This window comes from Campylobacter sp. CH246, assembly GCF_004378835.1.
Taxonomy (GTDB): domain Bacteria; phylum Campylobacterota; class Campylobacteria; order Campylobacterales; family Campylobacteraceae; genus Campylobacter_D; species Campylobacter_D jejuni.
This window is the reverse complement of the sequence record NZ_RYYA01000010.1, coordinates 31,984-48,599: the sequence shown is the minus strand read 5'-3', so window position 1 is coordinate 48,599 and position 16,616 is coordinate 31,984. Positions and strand designations below refer to the sequence as shown.

General features: G+C 29.5%; 15 protein-coding genes and 4 pseudogenes. 6 read left to right on the top strand and 13 right to left on the bottom strand.

The window, feature by feature from the left end; translation table 11 throughout:
• The first annotated feature begins 62 nt into the window (after window positions 1-62).
• Together ELQ06_RS07885 and ELQ06_RS07880 are read left to right on the top strand one after the other, a co-directional pair.
• Window positions 63-1,283 (top strand): MFS transporter, encoded by a 1,221-nt coding sequence (locus tag ELQ06_RS07885; RefSeq protein WP_052798056.1) that lies wholly within the window; start codon window positions 63-65, stop codon window positions 1,281-1,283.
• 1 nt (window position 1,284) lies between these two features.
• Window positions 1,285-2,436: a M20 aminoacylase family protein gene (locus tag ELQ06_RS07880; protein WP_052798055.1), complete on the top strand. Its 1,152-nt coding sequence runs from the start codon at window positions 1,285-1,287 to the stop codon at window positions 2,434-2,436.
• A 3-nt stretch (window positions 2,437-2,439) separates the two neighbouring features.
• Here ELQ06_RS07880 and yaaA read toward each other — a convergent pair whose 3' ends face one another.
• Window positions 2,440-3,180: a peroxide stress protein YaaA gene (yaaA, locus tag ELQ06_RS07875; protein ID WP_052798054.1), complete on the bottom strand. Its 741-nt coding sequence runs from the start codon at window positions 3,178-3,180 to the stop codon at window positions 2,440-2,442.
• 91 nt (window positions 3,181-3,271) lie between these two features.
• Window positions 3,272-4,390 (bottom strand): lipoprotein adhesin JlpA, encoded by a 1,119-nt coding sequence (jlpA, locus tag ELQ06_RS07870; protein ID WP_002875015.1) that lies wholly within the window; start codon window positions 4,388-4,390, stop codon window positions 3,272-3,274.
• A gap of 220 nt (window positions 4,391-4,610) precedes the next feature.
• Here jlpA and ELQ06_RS07865 point away from each other — a divergent pair, with 220 nt between their 5' ends.
• Both ELQ06_RS07865 and ELQ06_RS07860 read left to right on the top strand, forming a co-directional pair.
• Window positions 4,611-5,450 carry a cysteine ABC transporter substrate-binding protein gene (locus ELQ06_RS07865; protein ID WP_052798053.1) on the top strand — a complete coding sequence of 280 codons (840 nt, stop codon included), beginning with the start codon at window positions 4,611-4,613 and terminating at the stop codon, window positions 5,448-5,450.
• 40 nt (window positions 5,451-5,490) lie between these two features.
• Window positions 5,491-6,738, top strand: coding sequence for an MFS transporter (locus ELQ06_RS07860; protein ID WP_052798052.1), 1,248 nt, complete (start codon window positions 5,491-5,493; stop codon window positions 6,736-6,738).
• Here ELQ06_RS07860 and ELQ06_RS07855 read toward each other — a convergent pair.
• The gene (locus ELQ06_RS07855) at window positions 6,721-7,989 is read right to left on the bottom strand and encodes a M20/M25/M40 family metallo-hydrolase (RefSeq protein WP_052798051.1); all 1,269 of its coding nucleotides are present in this window, start codon (window positions 7,987-7,989) and stop codon (window positions 6,721-6,723) included. The genes ELQ06_RS07860 and ELQ06_RS07855 overlap by 18 nt on opposite strands.
• Before the next feature lie 67 nt (window positions 7,990-8,056).
• Here ELQ06_RS07855 and ELQ06_RS07850 point away from each other — a divergent pair, with 67 nt between their 5' ends.
• A complete protein-coding gene (locus ELQ06_RS07850; RefSeq protein WP_052798050.1) occupies window positions 8,057-8,584 on the top strand; it encodes a thermonuclease family protein in 528 nt (175 codons plus the stop codon).
• An 8-nt stretch (window positions 8,585-8,592) separates the two neighbouring features.
• The gene (locus tag ELQ06_RS07845) at window positions 8,593-8,766 is read left to right on the top strand and encodes a hypothetical protein (protein WP_052798049.1); all 174 of its coding nucleotides are present in this window, start codon (window positions 8,593-8,595) and stop codon (window positions 8,764-8,766) included.
• On the opposite strand, the gene ELQ06_RS07840 is transcribed toward ELQ06_RS07845, so the two are convergent.
• The 10 genes and pseudogenes from ELQ06_RS07840 to ELQ06_RS07810 form a co-directional block, all read right to left on the bottom strand.
• Complete coding sequence (locus ELQ06_RS07840) at window positions 8,767-9,345, bottom strand: hypothetical protein (protein WP_002866027.1); 579 nt, start codon at window positions 9,343-9,345, stop codon at window positions 8,767-8,769.
• A gap of 72 nt (window positions 9,346-9,417) precedes the next feature.
• On the bottom strand, window positions 9,418-10,308 hold the full coding sequence (gene cmoB, locus ELQ06_RS07835; RefSeq protein ID WP_079460123.1) for a tRNA 5-methoxyuridine(34)/uridine 5-oxyacetic acid(34) synthase CmoB: 891 nt from the start codon (window positions 10,306-10,308) through the stop codon (window positions 9,418-9,420).
• Window positions 10,309-10,390: 82 nt separating this feature from the next.
• Window positions 10,391-12,084, bottom strand: a pseudogene (locus ELQ06_RS07830) (ShlB/FhaC/HecB family hemolysin secretion/activation protein).
• A 58-nt stretch (window positions 12,085-12,142) separates the two neighbouring features.
• Window positions 12,143-12,267: pseudogene (locus ELQ06_RS08790) on the bottom strand (hypothetical protein).
• Window positions 12,255-12,392 carry a hypothetical protein gene (locus ELQ06_RS08665; RefSeq protein ID WP_162532725.1) on the bottom strand — a complete coding sequence of 46 codons (138 nt, stop codon included), beginning with the start codon at window positions 12,390-12,392 and terminating at the stop codon, window positions 12,255-12,257. The pseudogene ELQ06_RS08790 and the gene ELQ06_RS08665 overlap by 13 nt, the downstream one beginning before the upstream one ends.
• A gap of 138 nt (window positions 12,393-12,530) precedes the next feature.
• Window positions 12,531-12,855, bottom strand: a pseudogene (locus ELQ06_RS07825) (hypothetical protein).
• Between the two features lies 1 nt (window position 12,856).
• On the bottom strand, window positions 12,857-13,252 hold the full coding sequence (locus ELQ06_RS07820) for a hemagglutinin (protein WP_230095772.1): 396 nt from the start codon (window positions 13,250-13,252) through the stop codon (window positions 12,857-12,859).
• On the bottom strand, window positions 13,252-13,587 hold the full coding sequence (locus tag ELQ06_RS07815; protein WP_172669348.1) for a hypothetical protein: 336 nt from the start codon (window positions 13,585-13,587) through the stop codon (window positions 13,252-13,254). The genes ELQ06_RS07820 and ELQ06_RS07815 overlap by 1 nt, the downstream gene beginning before the upstream one ends.
• Window positions 13,588-13,640: 53 nt before the next feature.
• Window positions 13,641-13,883 (bottom strand): hemagglutination domain protein, encoded by a 243-nt coding sequence (locus ELQ06_RS08660; protein WP_025998005.1) that lies wholly within the window; start codon window positions 13,881-13,883, stop codon window positions 13,641-13,643.
• 368 nt (window positions 13,884-14,251) lie between these two features.
• A pseudogene (locus tag ELQ06_RS07810) lies at window positions 14,252-16,493 on the bottom strand (hypothetical protein).
• Window positions 16,494-16,616 lie beyond the last annotated feature (123 nt).

Sequence of the window (16,616 nt, the reverse complement as noted above, 5' to 3'; positions counted from 1 at the left end):
AGATAATAAATATCTTATTTTTTTATGTTATATTTTAATAGATATCTAAAAAGGATTTTAATATGGAAAAATCACTTTTATTTCTTTTTAGACGCATTGGAGTTGAATTTATCATTTTTAGTGTTTATGCTGTTTTTAGTATCTCTTGGGCAGCGACAGGGTCTTTGATGCCTTTGATTTCAAATGATCTTGCCCTAAATACTCAGCAAGCTACTTTAATCACTACCATGATAGTAGTCGCGAAAATTTTTGGTGCTTCATTTACTGCTTTTTTGGTTTATAAATTCGGATTAAAAAAGGGATATTTTTTAGGCTGTATTTTAATGAGTTCAGGTATATTTTTAAGTTTTGTAGATAGTTATAGCGGTATTTTGATTATAAGATTTTTAACAGGGCTTGGTTCAGCTTGTGCTTTAGTTTGCTTAGTGCCTATTGCACAGCAATGGTTTGAAAAAAAAGCTTTGCACTTTGTAATTAGTTTTAATATAACTTCAAATTTGGTAGGCATTACCCTAGGACTTGTTTTAGCTGAAAGCATCTCAAATTATTTTGGAAATTGGAGAGATTCTTTATCATTTTATGCTTGGATTAATTTGATTTTATTGATTTTGTGGCTTTTTGTAGGTAAAGATGAGAATAAAAAAGAAGAAAAAAAGAATAATGCAAAAGATTTTATTTATGCTCTAAAATCTCGTGTTACTTGGGGTATGATTATTTTTTACATAGGGCCTATTTTATTTTTAAATTCTCTTTTTACTTTTTTGCCAACTTTTTATGCACAATATGCAGGTTTTAGTAAAGAATTAGCTGATTTTGCTAAAAAAGAAATTCCAGCCTTGGCTAATTTTGCTATTATTTTTGGTCCTTATCTTGGATTATTTTTTAAAAGAAAAAATATCTCTTTTAAAATAATGCTATTGTCTGGAGGAGCGTGTATTTTTATATGCGGATTTTGTATGTTGTTTTTACAAAATTTAGTATTGATACAGATTTTTGCTGTGTTATCAGGCATTTTTTATTCTATGTGGTTTCCATTTTTCTTTAATCTACCTTCAGAATTAAAAATTTCCAATCCAAATCAAACTGCTTATATTATGAGTGCTTTTTGGAGTATTACCTTTGTTATACTATCATTTAACCTATGGGTAGTATCTTGGAGTGTTGATAAAACCCATAGTTTTACTTTGGGTTTTGTTTATATTTTTGCTTTGATTTTTATTTCAGCGATCTTAGCACAATTTGTTTTGCCTAGAAGAGAAAATTTTATACAAGGAGAAAAATAGAATGAATTTAATTCCAGAAATACTAGACTTACAAGGCGAATTTGAAAAAATTCGTCATCAAATTCATGAAAATCCTGAGCTTGGTTTTGATGAATTATATACTGCAAAATTAGTGGCACAAAAATTAAAAGAATTTGGTTATGAGGTTTATGAAGAAATAGGAAAAACAGGCGTTGTGGGGGTTTTAAAAAAGGGAAATAGCAATAAAAAAATAGGACTTCGTGCAGATATGGATGCTTTGCCTTTGCAAGAATGCACAAATTTGCCTTATAAAAGCAAAAAAGAAAATGTAATGCATGCTTGCGGTCATGATGGACATACTACTTCTTTATTGCTTGCTGCAAAGTATTTAGCAAGTCAGAATTTTAACGGTACTCTAAATCTTTATTTTCAACCTGCTGAAGAGGGCTTGGGTGGTGCTAAGGCAATGATAGAAGATGGATTGTTTGAAAAATTTGATAGTGATTATGTTTTTGGATGGCACAATATGCCTTTTGGTAGCGATAAGAAATTTTATCTTAAAAAAGGTGCGATGATGGCTTCTTCGGATAGTTATAGCATTGAAGTTATTGGAAGGGGTGGTCATGGAAGTGCTCCAGAAAAGGCAAAAGATCCTATTTATGCTGCTTCTTTGCTTGTTGTGGCTTTGCAAAGTATAGTATCTCGCAATGTTGATCCCCAAAATTCAGCAGTTGTAAGCATAGGAGCTTTTAATGCAGGACATGCTTTTAATATCATTCCAGATATTGCAACGATTAAAATGAGTGTTAGAGCATTAGATAATGAAACTAGAAAGCTAACTGAAGAAAAAATTTATAAAATTTGTAAAGGTCTTGCACAGGCTAATGATATAGAGATTAAAATCAATAAAAATGTTGTTGCACCAGTGACTATGAATAACGATGAAGCTGTGGATTTTGCTAGTGAGGTTGCAAAAGAATTATTTGGCGAAAAAAATTGTGAATTTAATCATCGTCCTTTAATGGCAAGTGAGGATTTTGGATTTTTTTGCGAAATGAAAAAATGTGCCTATGCTTTTTTAGAAAATGAAAACGACATTTATTTACATAATTCTAGTTATGTTTTTAATGATAAACTTTTAGCTAGGGCTGCAAGTTATTATGCGAAGCTAGCTTTAAAATACTTAAAATAAAAACTAATCTAGAATTTCAAGCACAATTTCTTCCTTTAAACCTTTGATTTGAATTTCTTTGAGTTTTAGGTTTGAAGGAAGGTTTGCTAAAAGCTCTTTATTGTTTTCTACTTGGTTTTTTGCACTTATGGAGAGTAAAATTCCCCTATAAGCTTTAGCAAAATGACTGATGACTTTACCATTTTTTACAAATTTATAAGTATAAAATTTCTTTTTTGGGGTGTAGAATTTATCATAAAATCCCGCTCTAAGATCAAGTATTTCTTCATTTTCTAAGTACTCATCTAAGGCTTTACTAAAATGTTCTTTATAAAATTTCTCTATGGTGAAATTTCCTATTTTAACCCCTTGCTTGAATTTATAAAAGGGTAGGGTATCATTAGCTCTTACAACGCCAAAAAGATTAGAAAATATAAGAGTATTTTCTAAAATATAAGCTTGGCTTTTTTTATCTAAGGCTTTAAAATTAAGATATTCATAACTTACCCCAGTGTAAAGCATTATAGCTTCTTGGGTGGGAGCTTGTTTTAAGTCGTGTTTAAATTTATCAATTTCATTTTCGTTTTTAATGCCAAAAAGTTCTTGTAAATTCTGTAAACTTGCGTTTTTGATAAATTCTTCATAATGCTTTAAAGCTTTTATTCTATAAGGAAATAATTCTTTAAATATAAATGAGTTTTCATTGATAGGATTTTTTACGCAATTTTCATTTTTGCTTTCACTAGGGGAGAATAAAATTTTCATTTTAGCCTTTTTTGTTAATGTTATGAAAACATTAAGAGCAAAGAATTTAATCTTGCTTTTAATGTTTTTGAAGTTTTTATCATTTTAAAATTTAAAACGACGCTCCGCCCATTAACATAGAAAACATGATAAATGGAAGTATAATTTTTAACGCTTCTGTGGCGTCTTGATTATTGATGCTTAGTTTTTCGATGCTGTCGATTCCCTGTGCGTTATAGTCACTAACAGGGATGTTTTTAAATTTTAAATCAAGATTGAGTTTATAATCATCGTTTTGAGTGATATTGTTTAAAATAGCTAAAGCTTTATCAAAGATTAATGCTTGTTCTTCATTTTGACTTTGAGCTTTTAAGGTTTGTAAATTTTCCTTAGCAGTTGCTATATAGCTACTAAATACGCCTTCGGTTTTAAGAGTTGAATCAATTTTAAAATTATTTAAGATGATGTATTTTTGGATTGTATTGCTAAAATCTGAAGCTTGTTCGTAGTTTGCTATATTAAGAAGTTCATTGATAGCTTGTTCATCCATAGCTAAAGTTTGAGTGTTAAATTTTATACCCTTAGAATCAAGGTAATTAAGCAAATCTTCTTTTAGATTTATATTTAAATTTGTATTGAAATTTAATTTTGCGTTATAAAATTTTATATCAAGATTATCTAGATAATTGTTTTCTTGTTTGTTTATAGAGTTATCAAATGATAAAGTATAAGAATCCGAGCTTAATTTATTGATAAAAGATCTGATTTTTGGATCTTGTTGAAATAAGCTTGCATTGATGTCACTAACAACTTTTTCTCCAAGTTTAAAATCTTCAAAAACCAAATTTGATTGTATGCTTTTTTGGTTTTTAAAAAGATCGTTGTAATATTCTTTAATGCTAATTGATGTATTTGCTTCGCCTTTGTAAATTTCATTTGAACGAATTTTGATATTTTTTGCTTGAAATAGTTCTTGATACTCATCGTTATTATCTTTTGCAAGAGTTTTGAAATTTGGACTTAAACACGCTATAAAATCACCATCTGCATTGCATTTAAAATCAGAAAATTCAATTTTTATTCCAGAATCCTGAGAAAGACTTGCAATTTCTTGTTTAACTGTTTGATTTAGTTGATTTTCATATTTTTTAACTGTTTTTTCATCTATGGAATTTCCGCAAGCTGAAAACAAAACAGCTATTCCAATAGAGAGAAAAATACCTTTTTTCATAGTTTTCTCCTTAAAAATTTTAAAAAAAGATTATATCTTTTTTTACTTAAAATTTAAACAATGCTAAAAGAGAGTGTGGGATTAATTACATTTTTACACATAGGAAAATCTTTTTAGTTTGTTTCAAATGTATTATTTATAATTTTAAGTATAATTAACTTTGCAATTATTATATATTTTTGCAACAGCTTTAAGCTTATTTTTTAAAGAAAGGAAATGTATGAAAAAAATACTTCTAAGTGTTTTAACGGCCTTTGTTGCAGTAGTATTGGCTGCTTGTGGAGGAAATTCTGACTCTAAAACTTTAAATTCTCTTGATAAGATCAAGCAAAATGGAGTTGTTAGGATTGGGGTATTTGGCGATAAACCACCTTTTGGTTATGTAGATGAAAAAGGAAACAATCAAGGCTATGATGTAGCTTTAGCTAAACGCATAGCAAAAGAACTTTTTGGAGATGAAAGCAAGGTACAATTTGTTCTTGTTGAAGCTGCAAATAGGGTTGAGTTTTTAAAATCAAATAAAGTAGATATTATTTTGGCTAATTTTACTCAAACTCCGCAAAGAGCCGAGCAGGTTGATTTTTGCTTGCCTTATATGAAGGTAGCTTTAGGTGTAGCTGTACCAAAGGATAGTAATATAACTAGCGTAGAAGATTTAAAAGATAAAACCTTGCTTTTAAACAAAGGCACAACAGCAGATGCGTATTTTACGCAAAATTATCCTGATATTAAAACTTTAAAATACGATCAAAATACCGAAACTTTTGCCGCTTTGATAGATAAAAGAGGCGATGCTTTAAGTCATGATAATACCTTGCTTTTTGCTTGGGTAAAAGATCATCCTGATTTTAAAATGGGTATTAAAGAGCTGGGTAACAAAGATGTTATCGCACCAGCGGTTAAAAAAGGCGATAAAGAACTTAAAGAATTTATCGATAATTTGATTATCAAACTAGGTCAAGAGCAGTTTTTTCACAAGGCTTATGATGAAACTTTAAAAGCTCATTTTGGAGATGATGTTAAGGCTGATGATGTAGTGATTGAAGGTGGAAAAATTTAATAAAGGGCTTTTTTGCCCTTTAGTTGATTTAGGATAAAATATGCAAAAAAAATACAAAAATATTATTTATGCTTCTTTGGGTGGAATTTTAGAATTTTATGATTTTGTGCTTTTTGCCTTTTTTTTGGATATTTTTGCTAAGGTATTCTTTCCGCAAAATGATGCTTTTTGGATGCAGATAAATGCTTATATAGCCTTTGGTGCTGCTTATTTGGCGCGTCCTTTTGGTTCTATTGTGATGGCACATTTTGCTGATAGATATGGAAGAAAGAATATTTTTTATATTTCTATGCTTTTGATGGTTTTGCCTAGTTTTGCTTTAGCTTTTTTGCCAAGTTATGAAAGTATAGGTATATTTGCTACTTTGATTTTATTTACTATACGCATTTTGCAAGGTTTAGCCGTTGGAACTGAGGTGAGCGGAGCTTGGATTTATGTGAGCGAATTTGTCAAAGGGCGTAAAATTCCTTTAGCTCTTGGTTTTATTTCAGCGACTTTAACCATAGGTTTATTGCTAGGAAATATTGCCACTTTAGGCATAAGATCTTATTTTACTCCAGAAGAAGTTCAAGGCTATGCTTGGAGAATTCCTTTTATCATAGGAGGATTCTTTGGAATTTTAGCTTTGTTTTTAAGAAATAAACTCAGCGAAACTCCAGAATTTATAAAAGTTCAAAATGAAAAGAAAATTTTAAATTTTCCATTGTTTGAAGCTTTAAAAACTCATAAAATGAGTATGCTTGTTTGTTTTTTAATGACTATGGTGTTAACAAGCGGTGTGGCAACTTTGATGATTTTGCCTAAGTATTTTGAAAGTCTTTTAGCTATGAGTAAAACTTCTGCTTTATGGGTGCAAAATTTTGCTATTTTAGCGGTGATTTTTGGAGCTTTATTTCAAGGTTTTTTAGCAAGCAAATGGGGAAGCTATAGGATTTGTTCTATTTTTAGTATAGCTTTTATTATTTTTGGTATGCTTTTTAGTTTTTATGATGAGAATTTTTTATTTTATTTTTTACTGGCTTGTTTTGCACAAGGTATTATTACTTTTGCGCCTGTTTTTATGACGCAAATTTTTAAAAGCGAATTTAAATTTAGTGGGATTAGCTTTGCTTATAATATTTCTTATGCGATTTTAGGTTTTTTAACCCCTTTTATAGTTAATGCTTTTTATAAAGAGTATTTAGGTATTTATCTTACTATAGTGGGATCTTGCTCCTTGCTTTGCGTGTTTTTGTTAAAACGCGTTTTTGCAAGAAGTAAGATTAAAGAATTAAGCATTGTCTTTTAAAACCTCAAAAACAACCTTAGATATTTTTTCAACTGAAGCGATTTCACAATGCTCATCAGTTGAATGAGGATTATGGATATTTGGGCCTATAGAAGCGCATAAAAGCTCTTGTTTTTTCTCTATAATGCCACACTCAAGCCCTGCATGGATAGCTGAAACTTTGGCATTAGGCGATACTTTTTTAAGTGCTTTAAAAACCATGTCGCTAAGTGCGTTTGGTTTACCTTCCCAAGGTGGATAGAAATTAAAACTTCTTACTTTAAAATCAAAAGCCTTGAAAAATTCTAAAGTTTCAAATTCTACTTGCTTAAGTCCATCAAGTATATTAGATCTTGCAAAAAGTGCGACTTTGATTTGTTTATCTTGCATTCTTAAAGTAGCTAGGTTAATGCTTGTTTGAACTATACCTAGATTTTCATCATAAGCTCTAACTCCATGAGTAAAAGAATTTATAAGGCTTAAAAGTTTTTTACTTTGATCGCAAATTTCAAATTCATTTTCTTCTTTAAATTCACATTTTATCCAGTCGTTGCTCTTTACTTCATCTTTAAAATGCACTAAAGCTTTGGCGTGTTTAGGTATAGAATTGATTCTTTCTCCGCCTTCAAAAGAAATGATTTCTCCTTCATTTTCTTGTATGAATTTAGCCATTTCTTTGATAGAACTTTTTTCATTGCGTATGATATTTATGCCTGAGTGTCCACCTTTAAAATTTTGTGCGCAAAGCTCATAAATTTTACCCTTTTTTCTAAGGGTATTAAAAGACAAGCTAGCTTCTATATCTACTCCACCTGCACAGCCTATCATGATCTCATCATCGCTTTCATGATCTAAATTTAAAAGCATTTTAGATTCTAAAGTGTGCTCGAGTGAATTCACTCCCATGAGTCCTACTTCTTCATCGTTTGTAAAAAGACACTCTAAATTTTCAAATTCAGCCATAGCACTCATCATGATGGCTATACCTATACCATTATCTGCACCAAGACTTGAATTTTTGGCTCTTAAAAAGCCATTTTCTTCATAAACTTCTAAGTTTGGTGCATCGCCCATACAGACCATATCATAATGGCTTTGTAAGCAAATTTTTGGCTTGCCTTTTATGGCATGGATATTTCCTGCCTTATCTACGCTCACCTTAAAGCCCTTATCTTTGGCGTAAGAGCTTAAAAATTCTTTCATTTGTTCTGTTTCATAACTGCAATGAGGAATTTTGCATAATTGTTTAAAATTTTCTATAACATTTTGCATTTTATCTCCTTTGTTTTGATAAAATTATGGCATATTTTTTAAAATTTAAAGGCAAAATGATTAAAAAATGAGAATAAATTATAAAAAATTATTTAATCTAAGAAAATTATTAAGCGATCCAAAAAAACTTTTTTCTGTATTAATTTTTACTCTTGTAGTTGTTTTTGTCCAGAACTATATTGCCCAAAATTCTAGTTTTAAAGGAAAAGTAGTTAGAATTATTGATGGGGATACTATAGAAGTTAATCATGAAAACAAACTCGCTAGAATAAGATTTTTTGGTATAGATGCACCAGAACTTAAACAAAGTTTTGGAAAGCAATCAAAAGAAGCTTTAAGTAGAATTTTAAATGATAAGCAAGTTGAAATTATTTATAAAAATAAAGATACTTATGGTAGAATTGTTGCTATTGTAAAGCTTAATGATGTTGATATTAATCGATTTTTAGTAAGCAAAGGTTATGCTTGGGCTGATACTTACTATAGTAACGCTTATATCAAAGAACAAGAAAATGCTAAGAAAAATCATTTAGGTCTTTGGAAAGAGAGTAATCCTATAGAGCCTTATAAATGGAGAAAACACAATAAATTCTAAGGAAAAACATGAAAAAATATACTTTAATGGTGCTATTAGCTTTAGGAATTTCTGGATGTTTTGTAAATGAAAGAGGGATTTCAAATCGTTTTTATGATGATTGTAAAGAGTATTATGATGGAAGCGGAACTTATCATAAGGATTGCCCAAAAAATTGGGTAGATATTAAAATGATTCCTTGATTATTTTCCACCCACAGAGGCCATTAATGCAGCTGCTACGGCTTCTGGATTGTTGATTTTGGCACCTTGTTCTTGATTTTCTGTAGGTTTAACAGTGTTAAGTGGCGGACGCTTGAGTTTAAATATATGCTCATCGGTGCTAACAACTTGTATCGTTCCTTCAAACATTTTAATTTCTTTAACATGTCCAACCACTTTTACATCTCTTTTTTTGGAGGTTTCGTCAAAAAGTGCATGAGCTTCAAGTTCTAAAACATCGCCTAATTTAAGCGGAGCATAAAAAAAACACTTTGATCCAATAATCACTGAAAATTCTTTATTGATAGAGGCTTGTGCTACATAGTTTGCTGCAGCGAAAATAAAGGCATCAAAAATCAATCCTTGATCATCTGCTACCATTTCGCTTGTGGTTATTAAAATTGATTTGGCATAGTTTTTATCAATTTCGATAATGGTTCCAGTAAGCGAGGTGTTTAATTCAGGACAAGTGAGTAATTCTGCTCTAACACGAGATATATCTTCTGCAGATGCGTATTCTTCAAGTTGTGCATATTCTTCAAAATTATCTTTTTTTGCCATATCTAACCTTTAAATTCTACTTATCTACTTCAAAATATCTAATTTTTAATATCGGTAAAAAATAAAAAGAATTTATATTTTAATGCGTATATAAACTCTTTTGGGTGCTTCATAACCTTCAATGGTAAGATTTTTATCCTTTGGATCTAAGAAATTTTTCAGCGAAAAAGAGTCTATCCATTCTGTTTTTCTTTGTTCGTTTTCATCGGTTTTTTTTGTAGCCAAAACTTCAAATTCTTTAAATCCTGCTCTTTCACACCAGTTTTTTAATGCACTAATGCTTGGTATAAAATAAATATTTGGAATTTTAGAATAAGTTTTATTAGGCACAAGAGCGATTTCTCTCTCATCTTTTATATACATGGTATCTAAAAAAACAGCTCCATTTTTATTAAGTCCTGCTTTTAAATCTTTTAGCATTTTTATAGGATCACTTCTATGATAAATCACCCCAAGACAGAAAATCACATCAAATTTCAAGCCATAGCTTGGAAGATCTTCTACGCCTAAAAGTTCGTATTTTATAGGAGTTTTAGCTAAAGCGTTAATGAGTTCAAATTGTAAGCGGTATTTGATAGAAGGATCAAAACCTATGAGTTTTGCAGGATTAAATTCAAGCATTTTAAACATATAATAACCATTATTACAGCCTATATCAGCAACGCATTTTTGAGAAATTTCGTTCATGAAAGGCTTTAGAATGTTGAATTTAATAAAACTTTGCCATTCTGTATCGATAAAAAGATCGTCTATTTTAAAAGGACCTTTTCTCCATGGCTTGAGTTCTTTTGTTATAGCTAAGATTTCATCTTTGGCTTGAGAATTTGTAGATAAATTTACACTATCATCTAAAGAAAAATTACAAGCAAGATTGAGAGCTTTAAGTTCTTGAATTTTAGCGTATAAAGGGTGATTTAGAAATTGTTTTTCGAGTAAATTTTCTTGCATTTTTATCCTTGACATTTGCTTTTAATGCTAAATTATAACATTAAAAGCTTTTATGGCAATATAAATTATATGCATTAAATATTTGATCAAAAATAACTCAAAAATACTTTCTAAAGATTACATAAGCTTTAGAACTATAATCATCATCTAGCTTATACTTCTTTAAAGCTCTAGCTAAATCAAGCTTGACATAAAAATTCCCTGTTTTATTATAAAGCAGTTGTAAACCATAAGCATCCATATAGTTTGTATAAGAATCATTCTCATACCAAGAATAACTTATATCATAAAAAGGAGTAATATAAAAATCTTTTAAAGGAGTAGCCATTCTAAGTCCAAAGCTGGCTACTACAGCATTATCTCCTTCTCCATCTCCATTATTATATGCCCTTACTCCATAAGGACCTCCTAAAGATATGGTTTCACTACTATCTAATGTAGATCCATTGATAACTTGTTGATAATTTAAACTAAAAAGATGAGTAAAGGTATCATTAAAGAAATAAGCATTGTTAAGATTGACATTGAGTTTAGCAAATTTTCCAAATTTTACTCCACCTACTTTGCTTGTTCCTATACCTACTATAGTCATACCTTCATCTTTAACATTACCATAGCTTATTAGCACTATAAGAAAAACTATCATTACTAATACCATTATAAACTCCTTCTATACCAAAGCTTATTGTATCAGAGCTTTTATCAAAGGTTAAAATATCAAATTTAGAATCACGAAGTTTTTTATGATAATAACTTGAAGTTAAATAAAAAGAATTATAAGTCGTAATCCCCAAAGGATATTTTAAATCTATATCTAGATTTTCAGAAGTTCCTATAAAGTCAAATTCTCTCCAAATTCCCCTAAAGTATAGTTTCCTTTAGAATAACTTGGAGTGATTTTTAAATTCCTTAAGAAAGTAGTATAATTTATACCATAGTTAGTTTGTGCTTCATCGCTTCTTTGCAAGTAAGCATTAAGACTATCTCCTTGATGAGCTATGTTATTAAAACTCATACTAGCACCACCCTTATATCTGCTTGATTCTTTTATACCGTAATTATCCCCATAAAACAATACAGAAACGAAGCTATCTAGGGGTAGTTTCTATCACTATATCTGTTTCACCTAGATTATCTCCTGCTTTTAAAGAAACAAGAGTTTGTATCCCATACATTTCATTGACTTTATAAACTGCATCTTCTACTAATTTAGTAGTAATGATTTTACCTTCATGATTAGGTAATTTACTTTCTATAGTATAATCTCTTACACTAGAATTGTTTTGAACCACATATTTACCTAAAACACCTAAGGTGATATTGATTTGAATTTGATCTTTTAGTTCTTGTTGTGGGATATAAGCTGTAGCAGCAGGATAACCATTAATTTAAACATAATAAGAAATAATATTGGCTATATCTTGTAAGTCTTGAACTGAAATACTTTCTTTTTTGTAATCGTTTAAGACTTCTTGTAAAACTTGCTCATCTAAACCTAGATCTTTAAAGTTTATGTTTTTATTGGTAATATGAAAATTAAAGCTAACTTTATGAATTTATTCTTCTTTAGAAGTATTTTTTAAAGAAGGAGTGTTTGAATTTGGAGTTTTATATTATCATTAGACAAATTAGGTTGATTTTTTTGAGTGTTTTTCTTTGTGTTGATGGTTTTTGAATTATCATCATCACTGGTATTAGAATGATCTATGATAATCACTCCATCTTTTACTTTTAAAGTGTTATTGTAGTTTTTAAGTTAGCATCTTCTTTATAAGGAGATTGTTCTAATATTTGTATGGTTTTTTTATTATCTTTAGTATCGCTAGCATAAAGGTTTAAGATAGCTAAACTAGATAGTAAGATAATGCGTTTCATTTAAATTTTCCTTAGTGTTTGTTTGATTTTTAATCTTTAAACTTTGTTTTATTAGATCCAAAAGGCTTTTAACCTTTTGGAATTAATCATCTTAAGCAAGAATTTCCTACTTTAAAATTATCCGATACTATACAAGCATTATTACTTAATTGAGCGCTGGTTTCATCTATACTTGCTTGTTTATCATCTTCATTGATATTTGGATCTTCATCTGTAGTTTGCATAAAAATCTGTAGCAATGCCAGGTTCTTGTTGTCCTATGGTATCATTTGGGTTATTATTAGAACCGTTGTTGTTGCTATTGTTAATATCACCTGAATCGGTTCCATCGTTTCCGTTGTTGGAGTTGTTAGATCCTAAATTTATAATGGATACTGGCTTATAGTTTGCACTATATTTTCCATTGACTGTAAGATGACTAGTTCCATTTATGCTCGCACTTGCTAAAGTTTTATTAGAATTTTCTAAACTAGAATTAGTACTCGCTGTAGCGATTTGAAGAGCTATTGTAGCTTGTTGTAAATCACTAGAAACTTTATCTACAGCTTGTTTTAAACCTGCAATAACTTTATCGCCATTATTACCTGTTATACCACTTAGAGTTGTATTGTAAGCTTTAACTGCTTCATTATAAGCATTTGCAGCAGTATCGTAAGTTTTTTGAGCGTTTTCTTGCCCTTCGGTCATTTTAGGAATTTTGAGAAAGAATTTCCTTTGTTTTAATAATGGCTTGATTAGCTTTTCCTAGATCACCATAAGAATTTCCCAATACTTCCTTTAAAGCGTTTGCAAATGTTGCATTATTGCTATCTTGCGTTTGTTCATATAAAGCAGTAATAAAATCCATACTTTGATTAATGCTTGTTAGTTCATTAGCTGTTAATATTTTTCCATCTTTATAAAATTTACTTAAGTCGCTAATATCAACACTAGAATTAAATTTCAAGTCATTAAATATAGAATTTAAAACTTCATTTGAGATGTTATCTTTAGCAATAAGATCGCTAGTTTCTTTATAACCTATTGTGTCTGTTGGATCTCCTCCTGGTCCAGTTAAGCCTTTATTAGATCTTATACTCAACATTACAGAGTCTTCTTTTTTATTGTATTTGATGCAGGACCACGAATGACAAATGTATCATTACTATAGGCATTAAGATAGACGGTATTGGATTGTTCTTTTTTATTTGTAAAAATGAATTTACCATAATCAGTGCTACCATATTTCATATTTGAAACTTGATTGCCTGCCATAGCAACTCTTTCTCCTACCGTTATAGTTTCTAAATTTATAACATTTCCTGCATTGGATTTAATTACAGGTGATATTGTTTTAGGATCTCCTTTAAATTCTGAAAGTTTTCCATCTTTTGCAAACTCCCACCTATTGATGAAGCAGACAGAACAATTTTTTTCCACCTTTACCCGCTACTATGCCATTAGGATTGATTAAAAAGATATTATTGCTTCCACTATTGAGTGTTCCATCTATAATGAGAGCTTTTAGAACCATAGACAATATTTAAATAATTTTGGTTAGTTTTTCCTTGTCCAAAATTTACAGTTTCATCACTTGCTATATTAAAACCACCACTAACACTTATACTTCCACTTGTTCCATGGGTGAACTTACCCCCACTTGGTAAAGCATAGCTTTGTGTAAAAAGTAAAGAACCTACAACTAAAGACAAAGAAAGTTTATTTAACTTTTTCATGACTTGCTCCTTTTTGTAAGATTAAGATTTAAGAATCTTTTGTTTATATTTATAAAAATACAAATAAATCGTTCCTATCTTTAAGATAGGAATGATTTATTTTATCCTTGCATAAATGTTTTTGTCATCTTGAGATATTCTTACTTCATAAGAAAGCTTTTGTAGGTTCATCTTTTTTAATCTATCTATAGAACTTAGTTTAAAATCTTCTTTGTTTTTTACATTTTTTCAATAAAGCTTTGAAGTTCTTCTTGATTTAAAATATTAGAGTTTTCATCTATAAAACTTTGCTCACTTTATAAGATTAAGATTTCTTTATTTTTAATATAGGGGTATTACTCTTTGAGGGTATAAAGAGCCAATACTCCCTAGCTAGAAATATTAATAGGAGTATCGTATGACTTCAAAAAGGGGAGTTGTGTTGATTTTATTGGATGCAATAAGATAATAATGCTCAAAGTTATTAATGATTCTAGCTTCAACTTTAGTATTTAAAATCAGTCTATTGTTTTTACTTAAACTGATATCTGAAGGAGCTATAGCATTAGAAGTACTATAATTATCTTCATAATGTACTAAGGCTCCTGCTAATATATCTATGAAAGTGTTTTTAAATATATTTAAATTCCCGCCTATATTAAGGTATTATTATAAGATTTAGCTTCACTTAAACCTGTAATGGCCGAAGGAGCTATAAAAACAGAATTGTTATTTTTATACTCATCAAGATTGAGATTGTTTATGATTAAGGTATTATCATGGCCATTGTTTGAAAGTTCAGCTATAATACTTAAAATCCCTTCTCTTTTATCTGAAGCTACACCAAATAAAGTATCATTGATAATGATTTTATTATAAGCAGCTGCATTAGAAGAATAGTTTTTTATATCTATGATATTATGATTGGCTTTATCTAAAGCTCTTATGATGATTTTAGAACCTTTATCTATATTACTTGCATCAGTAATGCTTTGAACATTGTTATAATTTATAGTATTATAAGAAGCTTCTTTGGCTTCTGTTAATACAGTTAGATTTCTAAAAGAAGCAAAATCTTTAATCGATACTTTATTGTTATTAGCACTACTAGGATAAAAGTCTTGATTATTAAGAAGGTTTTTCTTAGCTGTATAAATGTATACAGGTAAGGTTGACATAGAATTATTAATATAAACTTTATTATAATCCGCACTGCCTTCTAAGGTTCTAGCAGCTATAATATTTAAAGCATCTTTATAGCTTTGAGAAAGATCGGTTGTGGTAAGATCGTTTTTAATGTTAATGGTATTATGATTAACTCCTTTAGTTGCAAAGTCACCATAAAAAGAATGTTGGTTATAACCTAAGAAGTTATTAGCGATTTCTAAAGGATGTTTTAATTCTATGTTTAAGGTATTATAATTTACTTCTCCATTATTATAAGCTCCTGCGTAGAAGTTAAACAAAGCTTGAGCAAAAATGTTCTCATTGTTTTTATTTTTTTAGGTTTTTAATATCTTTTAATATTGATAGTATTATCTAAGGCTTGTCCTTGTTCGGTTTTTCCACCCAAAAAATCAGCAAATAAAACAGAATTATAAGCTAAGGGTTGTTTATCATGATTCATATACATATCAAGATTAAAACTATCTATGTCTAAAAGGTTTTTACTGGCTTTGAAAGTTTTTATCTGATTCGCTATCTATATAACCTGCGTTAATATGAGCAGCAGCTAAACTAGCATAAGCTTTGCTTGGACCATGGATAATCATACTAGCATCTTTGATAAAGATTTTATTGTTTTTTACATTACCTTGATAAGCTAAACCACCTACAAGGTGAGTGATTCTTTCATTAAAGGTATTATTACCATTTTTATCTTTTTTAGGCAAGGAAGTAAAAAACTCTACACTGCTACCTGCTTTTATATTTAAACTATTATTTGTAGAATCTCCATAAGTGGCTATAGCTCCGATTAAATAAGGAGAACCATTTAAGGCTAAATCATAAGTGTTCTCAACTCCCATACTAATATGAGCATCTTTTTGAAGTATGGTTTGGTTATAGCTTGCATTACTATAATGAGTAAAGGTAGAACTCATTAAGAAATTCATGCGTTGATTGCTTTTAGAATTACTAGGATTTTTATATGAGTATCTTTAGGTTTAAGATAAAAAACCGAACTAAGTTCTCCTTGTTCTAATATAAGTTTGTTATAACTTGCATCAGCATGATCGGTTTTTGCTGTGATTAAACAAGGAAGCACTCTAACTGTTTTTTATACTACGATCGGCTGTATTAACACCATGCCTTGCTTTAAAAGAAAGAACTTCATCTTCTCTCATATTAGGAGTAAGTAAATAATGTTTAAAATTTAAATCGTTTATATTTGTAATATTTGGTTTATGATTGTTAAATATTGTTAATATATTGTTTAGAACTCTTAGCATAATAATTTATACCTTGGAGTTTTTTATAAGTAGAATTGGTTTTATCATAAAGTTCGTTATCATTAAAATAATGCTTTGGAATATTGAAATTTCGATTGTCTGTAGTATTTGCTTGAGTGGCTGCAAAAGCGTTGATGCTTAAGAAGGTAACAATGGAAAGTTTAAAACAAAATTTCTCTATACTCTCCCAGTGAAGTTAAAAAGCTTTATTAAATTAAGATTGGACGGAATTTTTTAATATAAACTAAAAAGCGATATCAAAGAATTTCCGTTGTATAATCTAATGTTTTTTAAATGTGAAATA